This is a genomic window from Acinetobacter sp. P8-3-8 (genome assembly GCF_000214135.1).
GTDB lineage: Bacteria > Pseudomonadota > Gammaproteobacteria > Pseudomonadales > Moraxellaceae > Acinetobacter.
This window is the reverse complement of sequence record NZ_AFIE01000026.1, coordinates 21,958-46,672: the sequence shown is the minus strand read 5'-3', so window position 1 is coordinate 46,672 and position 24,715 is coordinate 21,958. Positions and strand designations below refer to the sequence as shown.

Below are 24,715 nucleotides of genomic sequence, written 5' to 3'. Positions count from 1 at the left end.
TGATGTAGCCAAAGGTGTTGCAAATGCTTTTCCCAAATATGTAACACAAAATGACTTCTTACCCATACCATGTAGCCACCCAAATTGTGGCTGGGTAACATTGTTTGTACGGCGATTTGGGCTCTTTATTAATATCGCTAAATTTGTTGATTTAGACAGCATCATGAATGATGTTGCTAATAAAACTTTATTAGATCAACAAGAATTACGAGGTATGTTAGGTACCAATAAACATGGTTTTTTTAAAACTTTATTTGCCAAAATCAGCCGTTATTTAATCCGTACTGAAGATGTATTTGGCATTGTAATAAAGCCTTTTATGGATCAATTTAATTATGACCAAGATAGAGTTTCAGCGTGTTGCCACCATACTCTAAATAATCATGGTCAATTGATTTCTTTTTGCGAATACAACGTGCGCTATAGAGAACAAGACAACTGGGATAAATTTGATTTGATAAAGGTCGTACAAATTGCAGATATTGAAAATGAACTTACGTAGATTTCTCTATTTATTATTGGCTAGGTGTATAGCAGCTTGGCATATGGCTTTTATTTTATTTGTACTAATCGGAGGACTAATAGCTTTTCCATTTAATAGCTTAATGATATTTCATATGATTTGTGTGTTTTATGGCGTCATAAATCGCAAACGAAATATGGGATGCTTTTTAACCAAATGGGAAAGATCATTGCGTGTAAAAGCAGGAGAAACATTAGCTTGGCCAATGGATGAGTTTATGCCTCACTATATTTGGTCTCATTTCAACCGAACAGGATATGAGCCTAGTTCACGTAAAATTTTCATATGGATTATGATTTTAGCAAACTTTATCCCTTATTTAATTTTTTTAAATAGAATTTTCTTACATATATTTTAATTTTAAAGCACTTCAAAATAAAAAGTATTGTCAGTTCCCAGTAAATCCAACATTCCCAACATTCGATGTGGGTAGGCTGAGGGGTAAAACCACAGACAAAAAATAAGCCCTCGTAAAAACAAGGGCTTATTTAGATATTTGGCGGAAGCGGTGAGATTCGAACTCACGGAGGACTCACACCCTCGTCGGTTTTCAAGACCGGTGCATTAAACCGCTCTGCCACGCTTCCATGTGCGCAAGAATACTAAGCTTTTTAATTTCTGACAAGAGAAATATAAACTTAAAGTATTCAAATGCATATTGTTTCATCAATTTTGCATTTTTTGCTTAAAGTTTAGCTGCTAATTCAGCACCTTCACGTATTGCACGCTTCGCATCAAGTTCACCCGCAAGTTTCGCACCACCAATAATATGGTAGTTTGCCAATGTAAGCTCACCCTCTTTTGGCATCAAATCCTTCACAGACTCTTGCCCTGCACAGACAACAATTGTATCTACACGTAGAAGTTGATCATGACCATTGCTTTCAACCCATAACCCTTCATTGGTCACCGCTTTATATTGCACACCACGCATCATTTTTACAGCATGCTTTTTCAATTGTGCACGATGTACCCAACCTGAAGTTTTACCTAAACCAATGCCTAAAGGTGTGGTTTTGCGTTGCATCAAATAAATTTGACGAATCGGTGGCTCAACTTCTGCTCGTACAAAGCCACCTTCAGTCATATAGTCTGGATTTGGGTCAATCCCCCATTCACGCATCCAATCTAACAATGGTTGAGGTTGCGGTTGGTTCTCTGGTTTCAATAAAAATTCTGATACATCAAACCCAATCCCCCCTGCCCCAATCACAGCAACACTATGACCTACAGAAGCACCACGTAAAACCTCTGCATAGGATAATACTTGTGGCGCATCACTTCCTTCAATTTTTAAACCACGAGGAATAACACCAGTTGCCACAACAACTTCATCAAAGCCTTCTCTCTCAAGTTGTTCACGATTAACTTTGGTATTCAATCGTAAATCTACACCTGTTTTTTCAATCTGTACTTTGAAATAGCGAATAGTTTCATGAAATTCCTCTTTACCAGGAACAACTTTCGCTAAATTGAATTGACCACCCACATCATTTAAAGCTTCAAACAATGTCACATGATGACCTCGTTCAGCAGCAATGGTCGCAGCGGACATTCCTGCAACACCGCCACCAACCACAGCAATTTTCTTTGGCTTTTTGGTTTTGATATAAACCAATTCTGTCTCATGCGCGGCACGTGGATTCACCAAACAACTCGCACGTTTATTTTGGAAACTATGATCTAAGCAAGCTTGGTTACATGCGATACATGTATTAATTTCATCCACACGGTTGGTTGCAGTTTTATTGACCCAAAATGCATCCGCCAACAGTGGACGTGCCATTTGCACCATATCAGCTTTACCTGCTGCCAATATTTCTTCTGCAGTTTCAGGCATATTGATACGGTTAGATGCGATCACAGGTACAGTTACGTGCTTTTTCACTTCCGCAGTGTAATCTACAAATGCAGCACGAGGAACTGATGTCACAATGGTAGGAATACGTGCTTCATGCCAACCTATTCCCGTATTTAATAAAGTAATCCCGGCTTTTTCCAAAGCCTGAGCAATGGTAATGACTTCATCCATGGTATTGCCATCATGCACCAAATCCAACATGGACAAACGGAAGCAAATAATAAACTTTTCACCCACTTTTTCACGAATCGCTTTTACGATTTCGACAGCAAAGCGCATACGATTTTCGATTGACCCGCCCCAACGATCTTCACGCTGATTCACATGACGGCTTAAAAATTGATTCAAAAGATAGCCTTCTGAACCCATAATTTCTACACCATCATAGCCCGCCTTTTTCGCAAGGCTTGCTGTATCCGCATAATCTTGAATCGTTTCAAGAATGAGTTTGTCGCTCATTTGACGTGGTTTAAACATGGAAATTGGTGATTTAATTGGGCTTGCAGACACGACAAATGGCTGATAACCATAACGACCGGCATGAAGAATTTGCATCAGGATTTTTGCACCATGCTTATGTACTGCATGTGTCACCAAACGATGCGGAGCAATATCTCCAATATGATTCATCGTTCCACCAGCAGGCAGTAACCAGCCCTGACGATTTGGTGAAATACCACCTGTAATAATCAGTCCTACACCACCTTTAGCGCGCTCTCCAAAATATGCAGCAAGTTTTGGGTAATTATAAAAACGATCTTCTAAACCAGTGTGCATTGAACCCATCACGACACGATTTTTAATGGTCGTAAATCCCAAATGAAGCGGTTTTAGAATATTTGCATAGCTAGTTGTCATGATGAATCCTTTAATATTTGGCTTTGCAACTTGTTGCATACTACTTTATCTATTTTTACCATTTTTGGGATGGCTTTTTATGTTATTTTCAACGTAAATAGTGTCAATTATCCCAACGAGCTGATATATCTATAAATGTTCATCGAATCATTCATATACAGCTTTACAACAATTTCAAAGACTCAGTTTAACGAATTTGAAATATCCTTATTAAAAACGTATAGAAATAGAGCATATTAAAATATGAGCCATCCTGTATTTTTAACGAGTTCACATCTCAGCCTGATGCCCTTAGGCAGTCAAAATCAATGGGCTGAATTTTTTCAAAACGCATCATTTGAACTCGAAGCGGATGCTTTTATTCCTATTCTATGGTTTATGCTGTTTAAACAGGAAAATATTTTCTGGGCAAAATATACAGATGATTTCGATATCAATGATGAACGTAATCTAGATGCTCTAGCAGAATATCAAACTCTTTTTGACGATCATTTATATGCATATTTAGTCGTCGATCAAAAACAGGCATTAATCAATTTAGAAAATCATAAATCGATCTTTATAGAGATTTTTGGCCCTGAAAATACATTCCAATTTGATTTATTTAAATCGCTCATCGAACAACATTATCCTGAATATATCTTGTTAAGAACCAGTGGATTAGCTTTAGATTTAAATGATGTTGATTTTTTAATCAAACCTTTACAGCAAATTCAAAGTTTCCAAAAAGACAATACCGATAATAATGAGTTTGTAGAATATCAAAGAACTGATTTTGCACGTTTTGATAATCACTCTTACTTCTTTTATGGTGTCAATAACAACAACACATTGTCTGAGTTAAAAGATACGCTTCTTGAGCAAGATATACAAAACCAAGAAAATCCCCTATCTGATCCACCCAAATCTTCTGGGCTTTCAATCTGGATTTCTACTGCAATTGTGGTTGTACTCACACTGACAACTTGGTTTAACACACATTCAACACTATATGCAGTCATTGTATTTTTTATCAGTGCCTTTATTCTCGGATTTATTTCTTCAAAGCTTGGGAATAAAAAAACGAATCAATAAAAAGTAAAAATAAAAAGTAAAGCAGTAAAATAAAATCAGCCATATTGAATCTATATGGCTGATCATGCAAATCCTCAAAATCATCGGTCGATAATCTGGATAGGATTTCAAGAATGATTGAGCGAATGACTTGGACATTATTTCCAATATTTTAATTTACTGGTTTGTCCAATCCCGACATTAAAACTATTGGTTGGGTCTAACTTTTGATAATGGTTTTTTAAAGCAGGTTTGGCAATATATAAATGCCCAACATTATGCTCAGCAGGATATTCCGCACCACGATTATCCAGTAAATGCCACATTTGATGTTCCATGGCTAAAGGATCTACACCCTTTTTGACAATATAATCCTGATGAAAAACATGACATAAAAAATGACCGTAATATAGTTTATGGATGATCAATTCATCCATTTCTTTGGGTAAAGTTTCCACCCACTCACGATCATTACGACGTAATGCAATATCAAGCGCCACAATATCTTCAACTTCTGAACGATGGGTATCTCGATAACGGATTGCAGCGCCAGCAACTGCAAAACGATGTAAAAATGCTTTACGCCCTTCCTCATCAGTACAATGGAAATAGTCACCAGATGCTTTATGTTGGAAATAGTCTTTTAAAAATAATTTTACCTGTTCAACATCCTGATTTTCAATGCGAATAACCAGATGATGTTCATACAAATCACGAAATTCATTCATACGTTTAGGTAAATGACTCGGCATGAATTTGGTGATGATTTGCAAAATTTTATCTGATAATCCTCTCAAACCAAATTTTTCAAGATAACCATCGACTTTATCTTTCATCGCAAAAGCAGCAGGCACTTTTGCCGTGCCAAATTTTTCAATAAACATAAACGTATCTTTACCGTATTCCGCACCAATATCATAAGCAACACGGTGAATGTATTCACCCGCAATAGGTAAACGAGGTAAATCCTTCAATAAAAAACGGCGAATTTCAGTTAAATCATCATGTGAATTTGTACCGATATAAAACACCTGACTTGGAATTTTTTCAAAAGTATCCAAACGTACTGCAAAAACACAAACTTTACCTGCCGAGCCTGACGCCTCAAAAAGACGGGATGGATCAGCATTAAAACGTGCAGGAGTATTTTCATCGACCTGTTTAACATCGTGTGCATAACGATGATCCGATGCACAACAATCTGAATTGTTAATAACATCATTGATTTGATAATTTTTATTTTCAAGCGTGCTGAGAATTTCTTCGGGTGTTTCACCTAAGTTCACCCCCAAATGATTCACCAGTTCTAATTCACCTGAATCATTGATACGTGCATAAAGTGCCAATTCCGTATAAGCAGGGCCACGACGAACCAATGCACCGCCAGAGTTGTTACAGACACCACCCAAAACAGATGCACCAATACACGATGAACCAATCACTGAGTGAGGTTCACGGTTAAATTGAGCTAATTCTTTTTCAAGTCGATCCAGTGTCGCACCTGGTAAACAAATCACTTGTTGACCTTGGTTAATCACTTGAATACCAACCAAGCGTCGTGTACTCATTAAAATGACTGGACGATCATAATCATCGCCAAATGGCGTTGAACCACCTGTCAATCCAGTATTCGCAGCTTGCATGATCACGATACAATTTGCATTTACCGCAGTTTGTAACACTTGCCATTGCTCAAGCAAAGTTCCTGGAACAACAACTGCAAGGACTTGTCCTGATCCATAGCGCCGTCCCTGACGATAGAGCCGAGTATCATTGTCATCAATTAAGACGTGCTGTTTACCAACGATACTGACTAGATTTTGAATGGTGTGTTTAGTAGAGGATTGGGTGTTCATAGTTGTTATTTCCAATTATTCAAATCCCCCCTTGCGGAGCAATGCCCCTCACCTTTTCCAAAGGGGGACTTTTCACCCAAAAATATTCCTAGTTGGTGTAGCTCCTTCCTTTTTTAAAGGGAGGTTGGGAGGGATTATCTATGAATAGCGATACTTTTATATGAGAAACATTTATTTATAAAGTAGGAATCACCCCACCAATGATTTCTCTAACTTCACTAAACAATCTGAAGTAATATCAGCAATGGTTTTTGCACCTGTTAAAGTCATTGCCACACGCATTTCTTTATCGATTAAATCCAGCAGATTAGAAACACCTTCACCGCCTGCTGCGCCCAATGCATAAACAAAAGCACGGCCTAACATACAAGTGTCCGCACCCAATGCCAGCATACGCACAACGTCCAAGCCATTACGAATACCAGAATCCGCTAGAATTTTAATATCGCCTTTTACAGCATCTGCAATTGGAGGTAGCGCACGAGCAGAAGATAGAACGCCATCTAGCTGACGACCGCCATGATTTGAAACTACAATACCATCTGCGCCAAAACGTACAGCATCTTTCGCATCTTCAGGATCAAGGATGCCTTTGATCACCATTGGGCCATCCCAAAACTCACGAATCCACTCAAGGTCTTTCCATGAAATAGAGGGATCAAAGTTATTACCTAACCAACCGATATAATCCTCAAGACCTGTCGGTTTCCCCAAGTATTTAGAAATATTGCCTAAATCATGTGGACGTCCTAACAAGCCGACATTCCATGCCCAATGTGGATGGAAGCATGATTGCATATAACGACGCATTGCTGCATTTGGTCCACTCATACCTGAATGTGCATCACGATAGCGTGCACCAGGAACTGGCATATCCACGGTGAATACTAATGTAGAACAGCCTGCAGCCTTAGCACGTTCCAAAGCATTTTTCATAAAGCCACGGTCACGCAATACATACAACTGAAACCACATCGGACGGTTAATTGCAGGTGCAACTTCTTCAATTGGACATACTGAAACTGTAGACAAAGTAAACGGAATTCCTTTTTTATCCGCAGCAACAGCAGCTTGAACCTCACCACGGCGCGCATACATTCCTGTAAGCCCTACAGGTGATAATGCAACTGGCATAGATAAAGTTTCATCAAACAGCTTGGTTTCTAAACTCAACTGCGACATGTCGTTTAAAACACGCTGCCTTAACGCAATTTTTGATAAATCTTCCACATTGCGTTTCAGTGTATATTCCGCATACGCACCACCATCGATGTAATGGAAAAGGAATGGTGGTAAACGACGTCGTGCGGCTTCACGGTAGTCATTTGCAGAAGAAATAATCATGTTTATATCCTGTTCAATCGACTTGCACGCTGACGACGAGCTTCTTCTTCATCAATCATACGCACTTGCTGTACTACAAATTCTATATGTCCACATACTGCATCACGTGCAGCATCTGGATCATGACGTTCAATTGCATCCATCACTTGAAAATGTTGATCATGCAACTGATCAAAACGACGTGCTTCGGAATAGACTTTACGACGTCCCAAAACCACATTAAATTGCAACAAATCAAACAATCCTCGCATCATCTGAATCAACACTAAATTGTGTGATGCTTCTGCGATAGAAAGATGAAACTTGGCATCCGCTTTCGATGCTTGGTCATCATCACCTAAAGATTGAAAATATGTAATCTGGTCATAGTAATAACGAATCTTTTCAATATCTTCTTTGGTGGCGCGCTTTGCTGCATACCATGCTGAACCACCTTCTAAAATTGTTCGTGCTTCCTGAACATCAAAACGATAAGCAGGATCTTCATCAATCAAATTACTCAGTGGTTCAACGATTTGATACTGTGACCAATTCACAGGCAATTGTTGCAAAAACGTTCCCGCTCCCACTTTGCTGACCAGCATGCCCATACTGGTCAGTTGTGAAATCGCCTCTCTCAAAGAAGAGCGGGATACACCGAGTTGTTCACACAACTTACGTTCAGCAGGTAAACGTTCTCCGACTTGCATATTTTTTTCTTCAATTAACATACGAAGATTTTGTACAACTTTATCGGAGACTTTCATCTGCTTTCCTCAGCGCTTACATCAATTGAGTGTCATGGAATCATCCATGGGAACACATAGGCTTGTAGAGTAATGATAATACCGATCATCACTGTAAACGTTATACTGTGTTTAACTGTAAAACGGAACAGATCAGATTCTTTACCCACTAAACCTACAGCCGCACAAGCGATTGCAATAGATTGCGGAGAAATCATTTTTCCTGTTACACCCCCACTGGTATTGGCTGCAACCAATAGAACTTCAGGCACACCAATTTGCTGTGCTGTTGTTGCTTGTAATGCACCGAATAAAGCATTGGCAGAAGTATCCGAACCTGTGAGGAATACGCCTAACCAACCTAAGAATGGTGAGAAGAAAGTAAATGCTTGACCTGTATGTGCGAGTGCCAATGCAAGTGTCGCAGACATACCTGAATAATTCGCAATAAAAGCAAAAGCCAGCACCATACCAATTGAATAAATTGGAATTTTTAATTCATTAACAGTTTCACCAAAAGTAATCACAGCTTCTTTTGGCTTCATTTTTAAGAAAATGATGGTGATGATCGCTGCAATTAGAATCGCAGTACCTGTTGCCGAGAACCAGTCAAACTTATAAATCGCATCATAGTCTTTTATTTCAGGCACAACCGGTGGCATCTTTTGCACAAGTTGATGTAAATAAGGCACTTTGATTGAAATAACCATATCGTGCAATGCACCATCTTTGGTGAATAAATCCTTAAACGGTTTTACACTCCAAATCGTGACCATTGCCGTTAAAATTGCGAATGGTGACCATGCTTTTGCAATCTGAGCAATCGAATATTTCTTTAACTTTTGCTCTGCTAAATTTTCATCAATATTGCTGTCTTCATTGGCAAAACGGAAAATATGTTTAGGCTGCCAGAATCTCAACAAGATTGTTAAAGAAACCAAAGATGCAATTGCAGCGGTAATGTCTGGTAGCTCAGGGCCAACAAAGTTTGATGTTAAATACTGTGCAATTGCAAATGAACCACCGCCGACGATTACCGCAGGCCATGTTTCTTTCACACCACGCCAGCCGTCCATGATCGCCATAATCCAGAACAGAACGATAATCACCATAAATGGTAACTGACGCCCCACCATTTGGCTGATTTCCATTGTTTCAACGCCTGAAACCTGACCAGCAACAATGATTGGAATCCCCATTGCGCCAAAAGCGACAGGTGCGGTATTCACAATCAAACACAAACCTGCTGCATAGAGTGGTTTAAACCCTAAACCGACTAAAAGCGCGGCAGTAATCGCCACTGGTGCACCAAAACCTGCTGCACCCTCAAGGAATGTACCAAAAGCAAAACCAACAAAAAGCATTTGTAAGCGTTGATCTTCAGTAATCGACAAGATCGAAGAACGAATGACATCGAACTGCCCTGTTTTTACTGAAATTTTATAGAGGAATACTGCCCCTATAATGATCCAAGCGATTGGCCATAAGCCATATAAAAAACCATAAACCATTGAAGCAAATGCCATCATCACTGGCATTTTATAAGCAAACAATGAAACCATGAGCGCCAATACAACGGTGATTGTACCTGCAATACTGCCTTTCAAACGAAATACAGCAAGCGCTAAAAAGAAGAAGATAATCGGAATCAGGGCGATCAAACTGGAAATCCAGATATTCCCCATCGGATCATAAATCTGTTGCCATTGTTGAAGCATTGTCATCTCCTTGAAATGCTTTCAGGAAAGTATCATATGGTCAGATCAGTCATTCATTTTTACCAAAATTGGTATGACCAATAAAACAATAAATTAAAAAAATTCTTTAAATTTCGATTTAATGGTAATTTCTGTTGAATTAAAGATCAACACTGAATGAATAATAATTTTATTGGTCATACCAATTTCAATTAACATTATACATTTTTTTATTTAGAGCGCATTTTAATGAATAAAATAAATTCTTTGTTTTTACTTATCTTTTTTAGAAATATGCACTTTAAGCAGCACAATATTAAACTTTAGTCTAATACACATATTTTAACTGATTTAACGTGTATCCATTTTAGCCAAAACCATATTTCAAATATTAGGCACGTAATAGTGATAGATTACTTTTTCCCAATATTTAACAACCTATTAGATAAACTATCACCTACATCCTTTCTTATGAAATAGCAAATGATACGTCCATACAAATATCCAACTCTAATCACGATTCATTTAAAATGTGCAAAACAAAATCAGTTCAATTGAACTGATTTTGCTTCACAACTTAGCTTATTTTTAACTATTTAAATCAATCATCTCATGAATGGAATTTAAGAAAAATTCGACATCGGTTTAATGACTTTCATTACACAATGAATCGATTTGCCCTTTCTGTGTTTTGATTTTTAATGAGCTTAAAATAATACCCAAACAAATAAACACTGCACCGATTAAGATATTGATTGTTAAAGATTCATGCCAAATCATTGAACCAAAAAACAGACTGAGTATTGGAATACACATAATCGAAATCGAGGCAATAAAGGTATCAACCTGACTCACAATCCAATTCCAAAGCACAAACGCAAAACCTGTTCCGATCACTGCAATATAGAACAGCATTGAATCATTCAGCGGGTTCAACCACACTTTAAAATCAAATGGTTCAAAAGCCAGTACTCCAATGAGAATAACGCCACCACCTATCAACAATTGCCAAATGGTGAGCTTCATTTTGTCGTAGCTTGCAAAATTTTTCTTAATATAAACAGTTGTGAGTGCCCAGAAAAATCCAGATAAAATCAGGAAGCATTGTCCGATTAAAGAAAGATTCATGTGAATATCATGCAATTGAGGCCACAATATCGCAATCAGTCCTAAGGTTCCTAAAATTAGCCCAATAATTTTTTGAGCATTCAATCTCTCATTGAGAAAATAATGCGCTAAAACACCAATAAAAATTGGCATTGTAAACACTAAAACTGCCGATAAACCTGAATCCACAAATTGCATTGCAAAAGTCTGCGTGGCATAAAATCCAAAGCAAATCATCACACTAGAAATGATCAGTTTCGTCCATTCTCCACGTTTAGGAACAATCGATTTTCTGAGAATAAGTTGCACGACCATTAGTGTTAATGCTGCTAAAATCAAGCGTATAGAAATAAATAAAAATGGCGGGAAAATCTGCAAACTGTGTTTTACCAATCCCCACAATGAACCCCAAACTAAACATAACAATGCAATTGCACTGACGACTTTAGTATTCATTTGTTGTACTCAACAGATCGAAAGTACATTCATTATAAAAAATATAAGGCATCATGAATAATGTTATGTTTTAATATATCCATCATTTTTTTAATGTCTTTTTTTAATACCGTTTTTAATCCCATGTTTTCTACTTGAAAATAAACAGTGAGTCATTGCTGATGAATATCGATATAAGTGACATCAAATCATTTGTTGCTGTAGCAGAATTAAAAAGTATTTCAGGCGCAGCCAATAAGCTGAATTATTTGCAATCCAATATGACGGCTAAAATTAAAAAAATTGAAAATCACTATAAACGTCAACTGTTTATTCGTAAGCCCAAAGGTGTGGAACTGACCGAATCAGGAATGAATTTGTATACTCAATACAAAAAAATGCTGTTCACATGGGACGAAACAGAAAATAAGATTTATCAACAAGAAAAATATTTACGTTTTGGCACCAATACCAGTTTAGGTGGCATGCGCTTTTACCCATCTTTTAATCAACTGTATGAAACCTATCCAGATTTGTCGATCACCATGAAAACAGGTGCTACAGGTTATATTGAAGATGAAATTTTGCAGGGCAATTTAGATATCGCCTATGTATTGGGTCATCCAAATCAAAAAAATCTGCAATACATTCACAAAGCAGATGATGAATTGGTGCTGATTGGTAAAAATATTCTCAATCATGACAATATAGCTGGTTGTTTAGATCATCAAAATATCTTACTGGCTTCAGAAGAATGTTGTTATTCAACAATTTTAAATCAGATTTATGCAAACTACCAACTGACCAAAGGCGAAACAACGCATATTCATGACCATGAAGCACTCATCCAATTTACTCAATTGGGAATGGGAATTTCCATGATTGCGAAATCGTTAATCCCTAAGTTTAATGTTCAATACTATATGGATATTCCTGAACAATATCGTGATATTGGTTTGTATTTAATTGCCAGAAATGATCATGTATTTACCCCAATTGAAAGACAATTTATTGGGTTAAATGATCAACTTTAAGGGGGATTAAGCTCAATACTGTAAATCAGTTTTTAATTTCTGTAGTAGGCAAATTAAAAACTTGAGTTTGACCTTTTCCCACTTAAATATGGAGAAGAACAGCATAATTGCAGCCAGTAAAGTTCCTAATGGAAATGCATTTAACATAAAAATGTGAAAAAATTGGATGCTAAACGCTTAATTCACGCCCCGACTTTCCCCCTTTTGCACATAGAAAATGAATACAAATTAAGGTTATTTTCCCTAAAAAACTTCCAAAGAGATAAGCCTAATGATCTATGAATAATTGATAAAAACATATAGATCAAATCAAAAATTAAAATAAATGCCACAACTTAATGTAAGGTCGATAAAATTTGATTATTGCTATTTGGCATTGCTTTATCCTTTCATCTTATCTTGACTTGAATCTCTGCATTCTTATCGTAAAACTTTATATTTTTAGAATATTAATCTATTTTTTAAATCAAAAAAGAATATTTCCAGTCTTAACACCAAAAAAATTGTATTGAAGGGTGCTATAATACTGCGTTAATAAAATTCTCTTCGGCTACCAAAAATATATGGTGCCTATTTCGAAATAGTTAGGACTCGCAATGACTGATAATGCAACGATCTTGCAGAATGTACCAGTAGGCAAAAAAGTCGGTATCGCTTTCTCTGGTGGTCTAGATACTTCAGCAGCTTTATTGTGGATGAAACAAAAAGGCGCAGAACCTTATGCTTATACAGCAAACCTAGGTCAACCTGATGAAGATGACTATGATGCAATTCCACGTAAAGCTGAAGCATACGGCGCAGTAAAAGCACGCTTAGTAGACTGCCGCTTACAACTTGCATTAGAAGGTATTGCTGCAATTCAATGTGGCGCATTTCATATCAGCACTGGTGGTGTTCCTTATTTCAATACGACGCCTTTAGGTCGTGCCGTAACAGGAACCATGCTTGTTACAGCAATGAAAGAAGACGATGTAAATATTTGGGGCGATGGTTCTACATATAAAGGGAACGATATTGAACGTTTCTATCGTTATGGCTTATTAACCAATCCTGATCTTAAAATTTACAAACCTTGGTTAGACCAACAGTTCATTGATGAATTGGGTGGTCGTGCTGAAATGTCACAATTCTTAATCGACAATGGTTTTGACTACAAAATGTCGAAAGAGAAAGCCTATTCAACAGATTCAAACATGTTGGGTGCAACACATGAAGCTAAAGATTTAGAATATCTCAATGCAGGTATCAAAATCGTTGATCCAATCATGGGCGTTGCTTTCTGGAAAGATGATGTAAAAATTGAAGCTGAAGAAGTTTCGATCACTTTCGAAGAAGGTTTCCCTGTTGCGTTAAACGGTAAACGTATTGACGATCCAGTTGAGTTTATTCTCGAAGCAAACCGTATTGGTGGTCGTCATGGTCTAGGTATGTCAGACCAAATCGAAAACCGTATCATCGAAGCAAAATCTCGTGGTATTTATGAAGCTCCAGGTATGGCTCTACTTCATATTGCTTATGAGCGTCTTGTAACTGGTATTCACAACGAAGATACGATTGAACAATATCGTATTAACGGTTTACGTTTAGGACGTTTATTGTATCAAGGTCGTTGGTTCGACTCTCAAGCATTAATGCTTCGTGAAACTGCACAACGTTGGGTGGCTAAAGCCATTACAGGTACAGTGACATTAGAATTACGTCGTGGTAATGACTATACCATCATGAACACTGAATCTGAAAACCTCACTTATGAAGCTGAGCGTTTGACGATGGAGAAAGGTGATTCAATGTTTACGCCAATGGATCGTATTGGTCAGTTAACTATGCGTAACCTTGATATTACCGATACTCGTGCAAAATTAGGCATTTATACAAATACTGGTTTACTTGCAGTTGGTACAGGTTCTGCTGTTCCTCAGCTTAAAGATAAAAACAAATAAGTTTTTAATCTAATGTAAAAAACCGCCAATCATGGCGGTTTTTTATGGCAAAATTTTTATGATTAAATAGGGTCTGTTGACAATTCGTCTATGATTGCGACTATGAGTGTTTTTTAGGCGATACTAGGCGTGAAATACAAAATTTAGTCATTCTAAATGATGAGAAACACTGTTTCGCAAGGCAACAACGTAGCGTCAAAAAACACTCTAGTCCCCCGCTGCGCCTTGCGCTGCGAACAAAGCAGTGCTTTGTTCTTGCTCAGGGTTGTGGCTAAAATTATCTCAGCCTTCGTTATGAAACTTGAAAATAGTCTCGCTATTCTCTTCGTTTCATTCCTCGTCTGCTCAATTTTAGCCTACAACGCAAGCCATTTATGAAATGTCAACAGACCCTAATCATTACAAAATATCAAATCTTAAAATTATGACTCTTCAGCATTCTTTTGAACGGAGTTGATTTGTTGTTTGTTTTCTTGCTCAAGTTTCTGCTGTTGTTTTTTTAATTCAACTTTTTCTGCATGTTGCTGACGTATCTGATCATATTCTCGTTTGGTTTCCGCATCACTTTTAGCTGCAATAAAAAGCATACCTATTAAAAACAGTGGTAAGAATAATGCTAGTGCGCCGAAAATATAAATCTTTGGGAATTTCTTTGAGCTCGTCTGCGTCATAAATCTGTATCAATCAATCGTATTGAAGTCGATCAATATAACAGAAGATTTTCGATATACAAATTTTGTCTGTAAGCATTTATACAGGTTCAAAAAAGAGAAAGAACCGAAATTCTTTCCCTTCTGCTTATTTTACTGTGATTAATTGGCTGGCATTTTTGCTTTGATAAACGCAACCAATTGTGGATTCATTTCAACAATTGCCTGAGTATGACTTGCACCGACAACAGGTAAGAACGTCACATCAGTACCCATATCTTTTAAACCTTGTTGTAAAGCATTGGTTACTGGATAAGGCACTGCCATATCCGCTGTCCCTTGAATAATCATCACAGGTGTATTGATTTTCTTCGTTGCAGGTTGATTATCCACTAAGAACTTTTTAACTGTCTGATTTTCTTGGAAATCCCCTGCCAATCCTGGATAGTCTAAAACGGTTTTACCGCCATTTTTCACCATGAAATCACGAATATCAGCAGCAAATTTATTATGTAAATCATCTAAACATAAACCATTTTCACCTGTAGTGCCTTCAGCAAATTCTGCAATCGCACGTGAACGTTCTTGGAAAATTTCACGATAATTGAATTTCGGTTCGTATGCTGTAATCCCCACTGTAGTATACGCAGCATAGGCCAACAACTCAGCGTAAACTTCAACCGCTGTTCCTACAGGTACTTTACCCTCTTGTTCTTGTTGAAGAAGATTTTTAATCGCTTGTGGAGCAACCACTGAAATAATATAACCTAAGCTTGATGCAGGCGCACCAGCAACCGCGCCTTTGTAATTGGAATCATTATTGGAAAGTTCTGCTGTACCTAAAGAACCATGTCCACCTTGAGATTGCCCAACGGACATCCACTGACCATTAACTTGATTACCATAATGATCCTTATAAGCTTTCACTGCATAAATTGCCGAATTTGCTTCACTCTTTAAGTTTAAATAAGGATGAACCCCAGCTGTACCTAAACCTTCATAATCTGGGGCAATGACGACATAGCCTTCAGCCAATAAACTTTCCGCCATATTTTTGAAACGTGGATTAAATGCATTATTACTCGGTGCGCAACTATCTCCAATCCCCACAGTTCCATGTTCCCACACCACAACTTTCCAACCATTTGCTGGTCGAGAAGTTTTGGGTAGAAAGACCATCGCAGTCGCTTTCTTGGTTTCACCCAGTACATTCGGCATGTTATAGGTCATGACTTTGACTGAAGCAGCCGATGTCATACTGTCTAAATTATAAGTTTTTTCAGAAACATAACTTTTATTGGTAGACCATTGATTGTTATCATCATCGTCATTACATGCTGCAAGAAATAATGTTGCACCACATGTAATCGCTAATAGTGACCGTTTCAATATATTATTCATCACGTATACCCTTCTCATTTATATTGTAGTTTTTACTGACTTCATGTCCTCTCATAATTAAACATAAAAAAAAGCACCTTACTAGTGCGCTTTTGATTAAAAATTGATACGAATTCAAGATCTTTTAATAATCTATCTAGGCGTTCACATTAAAATACACATTCTTGTGACTAAGGTTGAACGCCTGATCATTTTATTTTCAATCATTTATTATTTTTCTGAGTTAAATTCTTAAATTAGTGCGACAAATATTCCAATAAAAATGATTAAACCCACCCAACGATTATGACGAAAAGCCCAAAAACAACGTTGCGGATCTCGGTCATTGGTTTTTGTCCATTGATAAATAAAATCAGCACAAACCAACAGCAAAGCTGCCAATCCAAAAGGGAGTAAGATATTTTCTAAATAGAAAGCTGTACCAATTAAAATGACACTCAGTGCCTGAAGTATTGAAATAATTTCAATATCATATTTACCAAATAAAATTGCTGTAGATTTCACACCAATTTTTAAATCATATTCACGGTCTGTAATCGCGTATTGCGTATCGTAAGCGACTGTCCAAGCCAAATTACCAAAATAAAGTAACCAACAGGTTAAATCTAATGGTTTGCCCATTGCGGTAAAGGACATTGGAATTCCCCATGAAAAAGCCATCCCCAAAACAACTTGAGGTAAATGGGTATAGCGTTTCATAAATGGGTAAATAAAGGCGAGAAAAAGTCCACCTAATGCGCAATAGAATGTTGCTATTGGCAAGAAAAACAACATACATGCACTGGCGAGTACCAAAGCAAGAAACACAAAAATAGCTTCTTTAGGGCGGATAATTCCAGTGGCTAAAGGACGAGTTTTAGTCCGCTCAACATGTGCATCTACTTTACGATCTGCAAAATCATTGATCGCACATCCCGCAGCTCGCATAAATATTGTACCCAATACAATCGGAATTAAAATACCAATGGGGGGTATTCCTTCTGCTGCAATCCACAGTGCCCACATGGTTGGCCAAAAAACTAACTCCGTCCCGATTGGCTTATCAAATCGGCATAGATAGTAATACGCTTCTAAACGTTGTTGCCATGTGGTGTGCTGTATAGTCGCCATAACAATCCTTCAATACCTTATTTCGAAATACTTTGCTGTTTTAAAAACTGCTCAAAGGCAGGTAAAAAAGTTTCTTGTACAATAAACTTACACCCATGCCAAGTATAGCAACTTTGTCGCGTCCAGCCTTCTTCAAGAAATAATACGCGTCGTTCGCATTGCGGATTGGTACGCTGAAACAGAAATTTTCCGATCGGCTTATTTCGAATATGTTTGAATAGCCGAGCTTTCGCATGAACACTTAAAATAGGGAAAATACTTTTTGCCTTAACCCAAGGTTGTTGTTCACAACCAAATAAATAGCTTTCGCGCACCCATGACGTATGTTGATGCGGCATTTTCATCCATTGACTATCAATAAATGTCAGCCTTTTATAATGTTCTTGAATCGGCTGAACACTGAAAACCCCATCTGCAAGGTCAGTCAATTGTTGAGTTAGAGAACCTGAAGCATACAACCATGTTTTTAATTCTAAAGGAATTTGCCTTTCTTGACTTTTGCATGATTGAGCCAATGTTCTCTCCTATTTTTCAATTTTCAATTAAAGTCGCAAGTTTAACTGAAAATATCAGATATAAGCAGATTAAGCATAAAATATATCATCGAGATGAATATTTTGAGTATTTATCATTCATTTTATCAAATTATGATTTTTCTCACCCTTAGATAAAACAACGATAAAAAAACCCGCACAAGGCGGGTTTTTTATCACTTAAATTCGAGAACGAATTACAAGCTGTAGTACATATCAAATTCAACTGGGTGAGTTGTCGTATTAAGACGACGAACATCTTCAGTTTTAAGTTCGATGTATGCATCTAACATTTCTTTAGTGAACACGCCACCTTTAAGAAGGAAGTCTTGATCCGCTTTAAGTGCTTCAAGCGCCATATCTAGGCTATGAGCAACTGTTGGGATTTTAGCTTCTTCTTCAGGAGGAAGGTCATACAAGTTCTTATCAGCAGCTTCACCTGGGTGGATCTTGTTTTGGATACCATCAAGACCAGCCATCAACAATGCTGCGAAACCTAAGTATGGGTTCATCATTGGATCTGGGAAACGTGCTTCGATACGCTTGCCTTTAGGGCTAGAAACGTATGGAATACGGATAGAAGCAGAACGGTTACGTGCTGAGTAAGCAAGCATAATTGGTGCTTCAAAGTGTGGAACTAAACGCTTATACGAGTTCGTAGAAGGGTTTGTGATTGCATTCAATGCACGAGCATGCTTGATGATACCACCGATGAAATAAAGCGCCATTTCAGAAAGACCAGCGTATTCATCACCAGCAAACAAGTTCTTGCCATCTTTAGAGATAGACATATGAACGTGCATACCAGAACCGTTATCGCCAACCATTGGCTTAGGCATGAAAGTCGCAGTTTTTGCATATTGGTGCGCAACGTTCCAAACAGCATATTTGAACTGTTGAACTTCGTCAGCTTTACGTACCATAGTGTTGAAGCTCACACCAATTTCTAATTGGCAAGAAGCAACTTCATGGTGATGTACTTCTACACGACCTGGGCCCATGATGTCTTCAATACGAGCACACATTTCAGCACGCATATCTTGTGAAGAATCAACTGGAGGAACTGGGAAATAACCACCTTTAACACGAGGACGGTGACCAGAGTTACCTGCTTCGTAATCTTTACCTGTAGACCAAGCAGCTTCTTCAGCGATCAATGTATGACGAGCGCCAGACATGTCGATGTCCCATTTAACTTCGTCAAAAACGAAGAATTCTGGTTCTGGACCAAAGAATGCTGTATCACCAATACCTGTAGATTTTAGGTATTCTTCAGCACGGCGAGCGATTGAACGTGGATCACGGTCATAACCTTGGCCAGTAGAAGGCTCAATGACATCACAAGTTACAACGATAGTTGCTTCAGCAAAGAACGGGTCAAGGAAAGCAGTTTCTGGATCTGGACGTAAAATCATGTCAGAAGCTTCAATGCCTTTCCAACCAGCGATTGAAGAACCATCAAACATTTTACCATCTTCAAAAGTATCTTCATCGATAGTATCTGATGGATAGCTTACGTGCTGCTCTTTACCCTTAGTATCAGTAAAGCGAAAATCGACCCATTTTGCGCCACTTTCTTGTATGAGTTGAAGGACCTTGTTCGCCATGCTCATTTTGCTCCAATGCATTTTTGTTGCACTTACAAAGTGCGTGTTAGTAGTTGGTGTTTATATAGCAATTACCGTACCAACTTTTAAAATAGTTGCTAAAATATTGAATTCTTTATTAGAAAATAGACTTAGCAACCTTTAATTTCAAACTATTATACTGCGTGTATTTAGAATTGCACTATATTCAAACACACTTGCGAATTTTATATTGCAATGCACAATTTTAATGCACTATATTTGTGCAAAATTGTTTATTTGTTTTAATTTGGTGCTTATTTTGCATTAAATAAATCTTTTTGCTCACAGTTCAAAACTTAATTTATCAATAAAAAAAGCGTATATATCAATACGCTTTGGAATCTGAAATAGCTGAATCAATAAAATTTAACGGTATAAAATAAAGTCACTATATTTAACCTTGACCCATTATATAAATTAGCCAAATTCAACTTCAGCTCGCGCAATTAATGCTTCAACCATCAGTAAAACATCATCTTTTTCTCTGGCATCAATGGCAAAAATTGGCATTGTTAACTTGTTCAAATTCATCCAATCTTTATATTGTTTGAGTAAATGTTGTGGGTCTTCATCTACATGGGTTACGCCTACAACAATATTATTCACATATTCTTTAAAGGCTTGGAAATAAAATTTTAAATCCTCAAGCGCATCTTTTTGTGAATGATCGATCAATACCACTGCACCTATCGCCCCTTTACAAATCACAGACCAAACAAAATCGAAACGATCTTGCCCAGGCGTACCATATAGGCCTACTGCAACCTCATCATCAAGTTTGATTTCACCATAATCAATCCCAACTGTGGTCAAAGCTTTGCTGTGTGACTGTTCATCTGTATTATGCGCTTCAGTTGAAAGAACCGAAATCTCTGATAATGATCTGATTGCTGCAGTTTTACCTGCGCCCTTCTTACCGCCAAATACAATTTTATATTTATGTAGTATCACGTCATCACCTGTTGTATTTATTACACTTTTGCCAGACTGCAAAATTTATTTAGATTACACATAAAATTTAAAACTCTTGGTCTAACAACTATGTGTAAAAATGCCTTGTAGAGATAGTTATAGTCTAGACTCATAGACCTAATTTCTTTCTTAATTTACCAAAGAAGCCACGTAGTGCGCTGGAAGATTCTTTTTCCTCAAGCACCAACTTTGCATCTTCCACAGGTATTTTATGTAGCACATTGCATAATAAAGCGACTGAAACAAACTTATTAATCTGTTCTAAGCTATACCCTGTTTTTTGGGCAACTTGTTTAAGATTTGCGCCTTGCTCAAAACAAGCGGCTATTTTAAAAACTTGTTTACGCTCATTTTGAGGATCAGGTTGAGGCCAATATTTTAGTTTATAAGAGTCTGAGTGATTTTGTTTAAAGTCTATATTCTCAGAATGCCATAAGACATTCCAAAGCCACGATGTTAGATCCTCTCCCTGCATTGAGCTCACAGATTGAGCCATTTGCATAGTTGCATAGGTATAATTTAAAGAGGCATCCGTTCGTTGTAGTTTTCGCGCTTGATTGATCCAAACTTGTTGAGTTCGAATATTCATTAACGCAATATTTCCTTTTGAATCAAATACCTGAACATTTCCATTTCTTTCATTAAAAAATTCAGGAACAACATTTTTTAAATCCATTTTTTTGGAAATTTGGTTGACAAAAGTTTCTGTTTTAACGCTTACAGGAACTTGTAAATACCTGTCTTTAAACCACTGTCGAATCTCATCAGTTGCTGAAAAAGGTAAATATAATTTATCCCCTTCAATCGTGCCTGATTTATCATTTTTATTGATTAGACGTAAATAAGGAATTTTTTTTGCACCAACTAAGTTTTGAATAGTTGCTGAACTAAAAAACATATCATTAACTAAAAGGATATCTAAATGAGGGTCAGCAATCGTCGCCCAACTTACTTTAAGCGTATCATCGTACATTGATTGAACTTTTTGCTTAATGCTTTCAAGTACATTTAAACTTAAGCCAAATATAGCAATTTTTATTTCTTCTTTCATCTAGCCCCCCATCATCACATCAAAAAACGTGACAATATTAACATTTTATTTTTAAAAAACTATAGGAATCACATTTAAAATACCGATTAATTATAAAATAATCTATATTCTTTTTTACCTTATAAATTATAAAAATGTAATAACTGTCTGATAAAAAATATATTTAAACAACAATAATAATTTTTATCAAAAAATAAAAAATAAATCCATATAAAACAATATTTTATTTTTATGTATAAGATGTATTTCAAATACATAAAACAAATTAAATGAATATAAAAATCATTCTCATATTTAGTTTACGATATTATATTAAACTAGGCTTAACTTATTTTTAATTCGAAATGAACACACGTGTATTTAAATTAAAGGCTTAAACCAAGTTAAGTTATTCTAATATATTATATAAACATTTTTAAATGCCTATTTTAAGGCATCATTATGCTAGTTTATTCCGAAGTTAATAATCATTCTATTTAGTGAATACAGCATTTTACTGAATGAGCTAAGAAATTGAGGTGTTGGTATCATCAATAGCTGCAAAAGATCTAAAAATTGAATCTCAAGACATCCTATAGGCCATATGATCTTTTTAAAAATAAAAATTTATTCCCTAAAAAGTCATGATTAGGCGATTTTTCAGAATGGTTTTAAAATTATTGTTTAAAAAAACCTCCCGAAGGAGGTTGAACTAAAATTATGGAGCTGGCTTAAACCATTTAATAAACAGATCAAGTCCGTGGTCATTTGGTGTTGTATCCAAATCATATTTCTTTTGATTCAATTCTGCCAAAATCGCCTCTTGATCTTCTGCACCCACGTTTGAAGGGATGGTATAGCCTGCGCTAAAATAACCTAAATCTGAACTTGCTTTAATTTGAGCTGCAATTTCATTACGTAAAGTCTCAAGTGTCTTTTTAGGTTGATGATTTTCGGAATTCTGTTTTGCTTCAGTTGCATTAATAATGGACATCGCTTTCTCCATATTGTTGTTTAGTTCTTCATTATAAAATATAGCAAAACTAGATACAGAACAACGTTGAAACATCCATCATTCCAATGCTTACAAACTTTTCGGTTTTTAATAAAAATATATTTTTATACAATGCTTTTGTATAGCAAAAAGTCAAAGAATATAAGCGAGAATCTGATATTATAGCCGTACTTAACAGGCTTTTTTATTTTGTGCCTTTTAAGTAAGCATCTTTGCGAAAAATGGATAACCGCACAGGCAACTCCAAGCAAAATACAAAATAAATGCATAAATAACCAGAGGTTAAGCTAAAAATGCTTCTAATGATCGACAACTATGACTCCTTTACTTATAACATCGTCCAATATTTTGGCGAGTTAAACCAAGAAGTAAAAGTAGTCCGTAATGATGCCGTGACTTTAGAGGATATTGAGCGATGGCAACCAAAGTATTTAGTGATTGGGCCAGGTCCTTGCTCCCCTTCGGAAGCAGGAATTTCTATCCCTGCAATTCAGCATTTTGCAGGCAAGATTCCACTGCTTGGTGTTTGCTTAGGACATCAAGCGATTGGACAAGCTTTTGGTGGTGACATTGTCCGTGCCAAAACAGTGATGCATGGTCGATTATCTGACATGTACCACAGTGATACTGGCATTTTCAGCAATCTTCCTTCTCCATTTTCAGCGACCCGCTATCATTCTCTTGTGATTGATCAAGCGACTGTTCCTGAATGTCTTGAAGTGACTTGCTGGACCAATGAAGCGGATGGTTCAATGGAAGAAATTATGGGTGTTAAGCATAAGACACTACCTATTGAAGGTGTGCAATTTCACCCTGAATCGATTCTGAGCCAACATGGTCACCAAATCTTTAAAAACTTTTTAGATATTTATGCATAACGAGCGTAACCAAGATAATGAATATTCAACAAGCTTTAAATAACATTACCAAAAACATTGAGCTTACTCAGCCGCAAATGGAAGAAGTCATGCGCACCATCATGAGTGGTGAAGCGACAGATGCACAAATTGGTGCATTGATGATGGGACTTCGTTTAAAAGGCGAAAGTATCGATGAAATCACAGCGGCAGCACGTGTCATGCGTGAGTTTGCCATTAAAATAGATGTCAGTGATATTCCACATTTGATCGATATTGTCGGTACTGGCGGTGACGGTCAAAACTTATTTAATGTGTCTACAGCGTCTTCTTTCGTGATTGCTGCTGCGGGTGCAACCATTGCCAAACATGGTAATCGTGGTGTTTCTTCAAAATCAGGTTCTTCTGATTTATTAGAACAAGCAGGTATCAATCTCGATTTGAATATGCAACAAACTGAACGCTGTATCCGTGAAATGGGTGTTGGTTTTCTATTTGCTCCAAATCATCACAAAGCGATGAAATATGCTGCGGGTCCTCGTAAAGAATTAGGCTTCCGTAGTATTTTCAACCTCCTCGGCCCGCTTACGAATCCGGCTGGGGTACGTCGCTATGTGATTGGCGTATTTTCAACTGAATTATGTCGCCCACTTGCAGAAGTACTCAAACAACTGGGTGCTGAGCACGTGATGGTGGTTCATTCTAAAGATGGTTTAGATGAAATCAGCCTTGCATCAGCAACCTATGTTGCTGAATTAAAAGAGGGTGAAATCACTGAATGGATGATTCAGCCTGAAGATGTTGATATTGAATCTCAGACATTAACAGGTTTGTCTGTAAACAGTGCTACTGAAAGTCTAGTGTTGATTAAAGATGCTTTAAGCAAAAATAAATCAGCAAAAGGCGAAAAAGCGGCCAATATGATTGCTTTAAATGCAGGTGCTGGTATCTATGTTTCAGGTTTAACCAAAACCTATAAACAAGGTGTCGCCTTGGCACATGATATTATCTATGGTGGACAGGCTTTAGAAAAAATGGGCATTTTGTCTGAATTTACCAAAACGCTCAAAGAATACGAAGCTTAGG

The 24,715-nt window shown here is 37.1% G+C and carries 21 protein-coding genes and 1 tRNA gene; 7 read left to right on the top strand and 15 right to left on the bottom strand.

The features are described 5' to 3' along the window. Both GGG_RS21030 and GGG_RS0111695 read left to right on the top strand, forming a co-directional pair. Nucleotides 1-502 (top strand): hypothetical protein (locus tag GGG_RS21030; protein ID WP_010115095.1); only part of this gene is annotated, 502 nt, incomplete at its 5' end. Next, nucleotides 489-881, top strand: a complete 393-nt coding sequence (locus GGG_RS0111695) for a DUF2784 family protein (protein ID WP_010115094.1) — start codon at nt 489-491, stop codon at nt 879-881. The genes GGG_RS21030 and GGG_RS0111695, both read left to right, overlap by 14 nt. A 139-nt stretch (nt 882-1,020) precedes the next feature. On the opposite strand, the gene GGG_RS0111690 is transcribed toward GGG_RS0111695, so the two are convergent. After that, nucleotides 1,021-1,110: transfer RNA gene (locus GGG_RS0111690), tRNA-Ser, on the bottom strand. A 98-nt stretch (nt 1,111-1,208) separates the two neighbouring features. Continuing rightward, nucleotides 1,209-3,242: an NADPH-dependent 2,4-dienoyl-CoA reductase gene (locus tag GGG_RS0111685; RefSeq protein ID WP_034599433.1), complete on the bottom strand. Its 2,034-nt coding sequence runs from the start codon at nt 3,240-3,242 to the stop codon at nt 1,209-1,211. A gap of 243 nt (nt 3,243-3,485) precedes the next feature. On the opposite strand from GGG_RS0111685, the gene GGG_RS0111680 reads away from it, so the two are divergent. Further along, nucleotides 3,486-4,316, top strand: a complete 831-nt coding sequence (locus GGG_RS0111680; protein WP_010115092.1) for a YrzE family protein — start codon at nt 3,486-3,488, stop codon at nt 4,314-4,316. A gap of 137 nt (nt 4,317-4,453) precedes the next feature. On the opposite strand, the gene dld is transcribed toward GGG_RS0111680, so the two are convergent. From dld to GGG_RS0111650, 5 genes are all read right to left on the bottom strand, one after another. Further along, nucleotides 4,454-6,151 carry a D-lactate dehydrogenase gene (gene dld, locus GGG_RS0111675; protein WP_010115090.1) on the bottom strand — a complete coding sequence of 566 codons (1,698 nt, stop codon included), beginning with the start codon at nt 6,149-6,151 and terminating at the stop codon, nt 4,454-4,456. Nucleotides 6,152-6,340: 189 nt separating this feature from the next. Next, a complete protein-coding gene (gene lldD / locus GGG_RS0111670; RefSeq protein WP_010115089.1) occupies nt 6,341-7,495 on the bottom strand; it encodes an FMN-dependent L-lactate dehydrogenase LldD in 1,155 nt (384 codons plus the stop codon). Between the two features lie 2 nt (nt 7,496-7,497). Next, nucleotides 7,498-8,241 carry a transcriptional regulator LldR gene (gene lldR, locus GGG_RS0111665; protein WP_010115088.1) on the bottom strand — a complete coding sequence of 248 codons (744 nt, stop codon included), beginning with the start codon at nt 8,239-8,241 and terminating at the stop codon, nt 7,498-7,500. A 32-nt stretch (nt 8,242-8,273) separates the two neighbouring features. Beyond that, nucleotides 8,274-9,944: an L-lactate permease gene (lldP, locus tag GGG_RS0111660; RefSeq protein WP_171057688.1), complete on the bottom strand. Its 1,671-nt coding sequence runs from the start codon at nt 9,942-9,944 to the stop codon at nt 8,274-8,276. Between the two features lie 618 nt (nt 9,945-10,562). After that, nucleotides 10,563-11,480, bottom strand: a complete 918-nt coding sequence (locus tag GGG_RS0111650) for a DMT family transporter (RefSeq protein WP_010115086.1) — start codon at nt 11,478-11,480, stop codon at nt 10,563-10,565. A 161-nt stretch (nt 11,481-11,641) separates the two neighbouring features. Here GGG_RS0111650 and GGG_RS0111645 point away from each other — a divergent pair, with 161 nt between their 5' ends. Further along, nucleotides 11,642-12,493, top strand: a complete 852-nt coding sequence (locus GGG_RS0111645) for a LysR family transcriptional regulator (RefSeq protein ID WP_010115084.1) — start codon at nt 11,642-11,644, stop codon at nt 12,491-12,493. A 596-nt stretch (nt 12,494-13,089) separates the two neighbouring features. Beyond that, nucleotides 13,090-14,433 carry an argininosuccinate synthase gene (gene argG / locus GGG_RS0111640; RefSeq protein WP_010115082.1) on the top strand — a complete coding sequence of 448 codons (1,344 nt, stop codon included), beginning with the start codon at nt 13,090-13,092 and terminating at the stop codon, nt 14,431-14,433. Between the two features lie 422 nt (nt 14,434-14,855). Here argG and GGG_RS0111635 read toward each other — a convergent pair whose 3' ends face one another. From GGG_RS0111635 to GGG_RS0111600, 8 genes are all read right to left on the bottom strand, one after another. Next, a complete protein-coding gene (locus tag GGG_RS0111635; protein ID WP_010115081.1) occupies nt 14,856-15,104 on the bottom strand; it encodes a hypothetical protein in 249 nt (82 codons plus the stop codon). A gap of 141 nt (nt 15,105-15,245) precedes the next feature. Then, nucleotides 15,246-16,472: a lipase family protein gene (locus GGG_RS0111630; RefSeq protein ID WP_171057691.1), complete on the bottom strand. Its 1,227-nt coding sequence runs from the start codon at nt 16,470-16,472 to the stop codon at nt 15,246-15,248. Between the two features lie 243 nt (nt 16,473-16,715). After that, complete coding sequence (gene ubiA, locus GGG_RS0111625) at nt 16,716-17,594, bottom strand: 4-hydroxybenzoate octaprenyltransferase (RefSeq protein WP_010115077.1); 879 nt, start codon at nt 17,592-17,594, stop codon at nt 16,716-16,718. A gap of 17 nt (nt 17,595-17,611) precedes the next feature. Then, entirely contained in the window at nt 17,612-18,109 is a 498-nt protein-coding gene (locus GGG_RS0111620) for a chorismate lyase (protein WP_010115074.1), read from the bottom strand. 215 nt (nt 18,110-18,324) lie between these two features. Then, nucleotides 18,325-19,740 (bottom strand): type I glutamate--ammonia ligase, encoded by a 1,416-nt coding sequence (gene glnA, locus GGG_RS0111615; RefSeq protein ID WP_171057687.1) that lies wholly within the window; start codon nt 19,738-19,740, stop codon nt 18,325-18,327. A 432-nt stretch (nt 19,741-20,172) separates the two neighbouring features. Continuing rightward, complete coding sequence (locus GGG_RS0111610; protein ID WP_029574559.1) at nt 20,173-20,706, bottom strand: ATP/GTP-binding protein; 534 nt, start codon at nt 20,704-20,706, stop codon at nt 20,173-20,175. Nucleotides 20,707-20,836: 130 nt separating this feature from the next. Beyond that, nucleotides 20,837-21,778, bottom strand: a complete 942-nt coding sequence (locus tag GGG_RS0111605; protein WP_010115070.1) for a hypothetical protein — start codon at nt 21,776-21,778, stop codon at nt 20,837-20,839. A 697-nt stretch (nt 21,779-22,475) separates the two neighbouring features. After that, nucleotides 22,476-22,751 (bottom strand): hypothetical protein, encoded by a 276-nt coding sequence (locus GGG_RS0111600; protein WP_138920275.1) that lies wholly within the window; start codon nt 22,749-22,751, stop codon nt 22,476-22,478. 314 nt (nt 22,752-23,065) lie between these two features. Here GGG_RS0111600 and GGG_RS0111595 point away from each other — a divergent pair, with 314 nt between their 5' ends. Together GGG_RS0111595 and trpD are read left to right on the top strand one after the other, a co-directional pair. Next, entirely contained in the window at nt 23,066-23,650 is a 585-nt protein-coding gene (locus GGG_RS0111595) for an aminodeoxychorismate/anthranilate synthase component II (RefSeq protein WP_010115067.1), read from the top strand. Nucleotides 23,651-23,667: 17 nt separating this feature from the next. Then, nucleotides 23,668-24,714, top strand: coding sequence for an anthranilate phosphoribosyltransferase (gene trpD / locus GGG_RS0111590; protein ID WP_010115065.1), 1,047 nt, complete (start codon nt 23,668-23,670; stop codon nt 24,712-24,714). Nucleotide 24,715 lies beyond the last annotated feature (1 nt).

Coding starts and splice junctions, on each gene's coding strand:
- GGG_RS0111635 (WP_010115081.1), bottom strand. CDS start 15,104: ATGACGCAGACGAGCTCAAAGAAATTCCCAAAGATTTATATTTTCGGC.
- ubiA (WP_010115077.1), bottom strand. CDS start 17,594: ATGGCGACTATACAGCACACCACATGGCAACAACGTTTAGAAGCGTAT.
- GGG_RS0111605 (WP_010115070.1), bottom strand. CDS start 21,778: ATGAAAGAAGAAATAAAAATTGCTATATTTGGCTTAAGTTTAAATGTA.
- GGG_RS0111645 (WP_010115084.1), top strand. CDS start 11,642: ATGAATATCGATATAAGTGACATCAAATCATTTGTTGCTGTAGCAGAA.
- trpD (WP_010115065.1), top strand. CDS start 23,668: ATGAATATTCAACAAGCTTTAAATAACATTACCAAAAACATTGAGCTT.
- dld (WP_010115090.1), bottom strand. CDS start 6,151: ATGAACACCCAATCCTCTACTAAACACACCATTCAAAATCTAGTCAGT.
- GGG_RS0111680 (WP_010115092.1), top strand. CDS start 3,486: ATGAGCCATCCTGTATTTTTAACGAGTTCACATCTCAGCCTGATGCCC.
- GGG_RS0111695 (WP_010115094.1), top strand. CDS start 489: ATGAACTTACGTAGATTTCTCTATTTATTATTGGCTAGGTGTATAGCA.
- glnA (WP_171057687.1), bottom strand. CDS start 19,740: ATGAGCATGGCGAACAAGGTCCTTCAACTCATACAAGAAAGTGGCGCA.
- GGG_RS0111650 (WP_010115086.1), bottom strand. CDS start 11,480: ATGAATACTAAAGTCGTCAGTGCAATTGCATTGTTATGTTTAGTTTGG.
- argG (WP_010115082.1), top strand. CDS start 13,090: ATGACTGATAATGCAACGATCTTGCAGAATGTACCAGTAGGCAAAAAA.
- lldR (WP_010115088.1), bottom strand. CDS start 8,241: ATGAAAGTCTCCGATAAAGTTGTACAAAATCTTCGTATGTTAATTGAA.
- lldD (WP_010115089.1), bottom strand. CDS start 7,495: ATGATTATTTCTTCTGCAAATGACTACCGTGAAGCCGCACGACGTCGT.
- lldP (WP_171057688.1), bottom strand. CDS start 9,944: ATGACAATGCTTCAACAATGGCAACAGATTTATGATCCGATGGGGAAT.
- GGG_RS0111595 (WP_010115067.1), top strand. CDS start 23,066: ATGCTTCTAATGATCGACAACTATGACTCCTTTACTTATAACATCGTC.
- GGG_RS0111600 (WP_138920275.1), bottom strand. CDS start 22,751: ATGTCCATTATTAATGCAACTGAAGCAAAACAGAATTCCGAAAATCAT.
- GGG_RS0111685 (WP_034599433.1), bottom strand. CDS start 3,242: ATGACAACTAGCTATGCAAATATTCTAAAACCGCTTCATTTGGGATTT.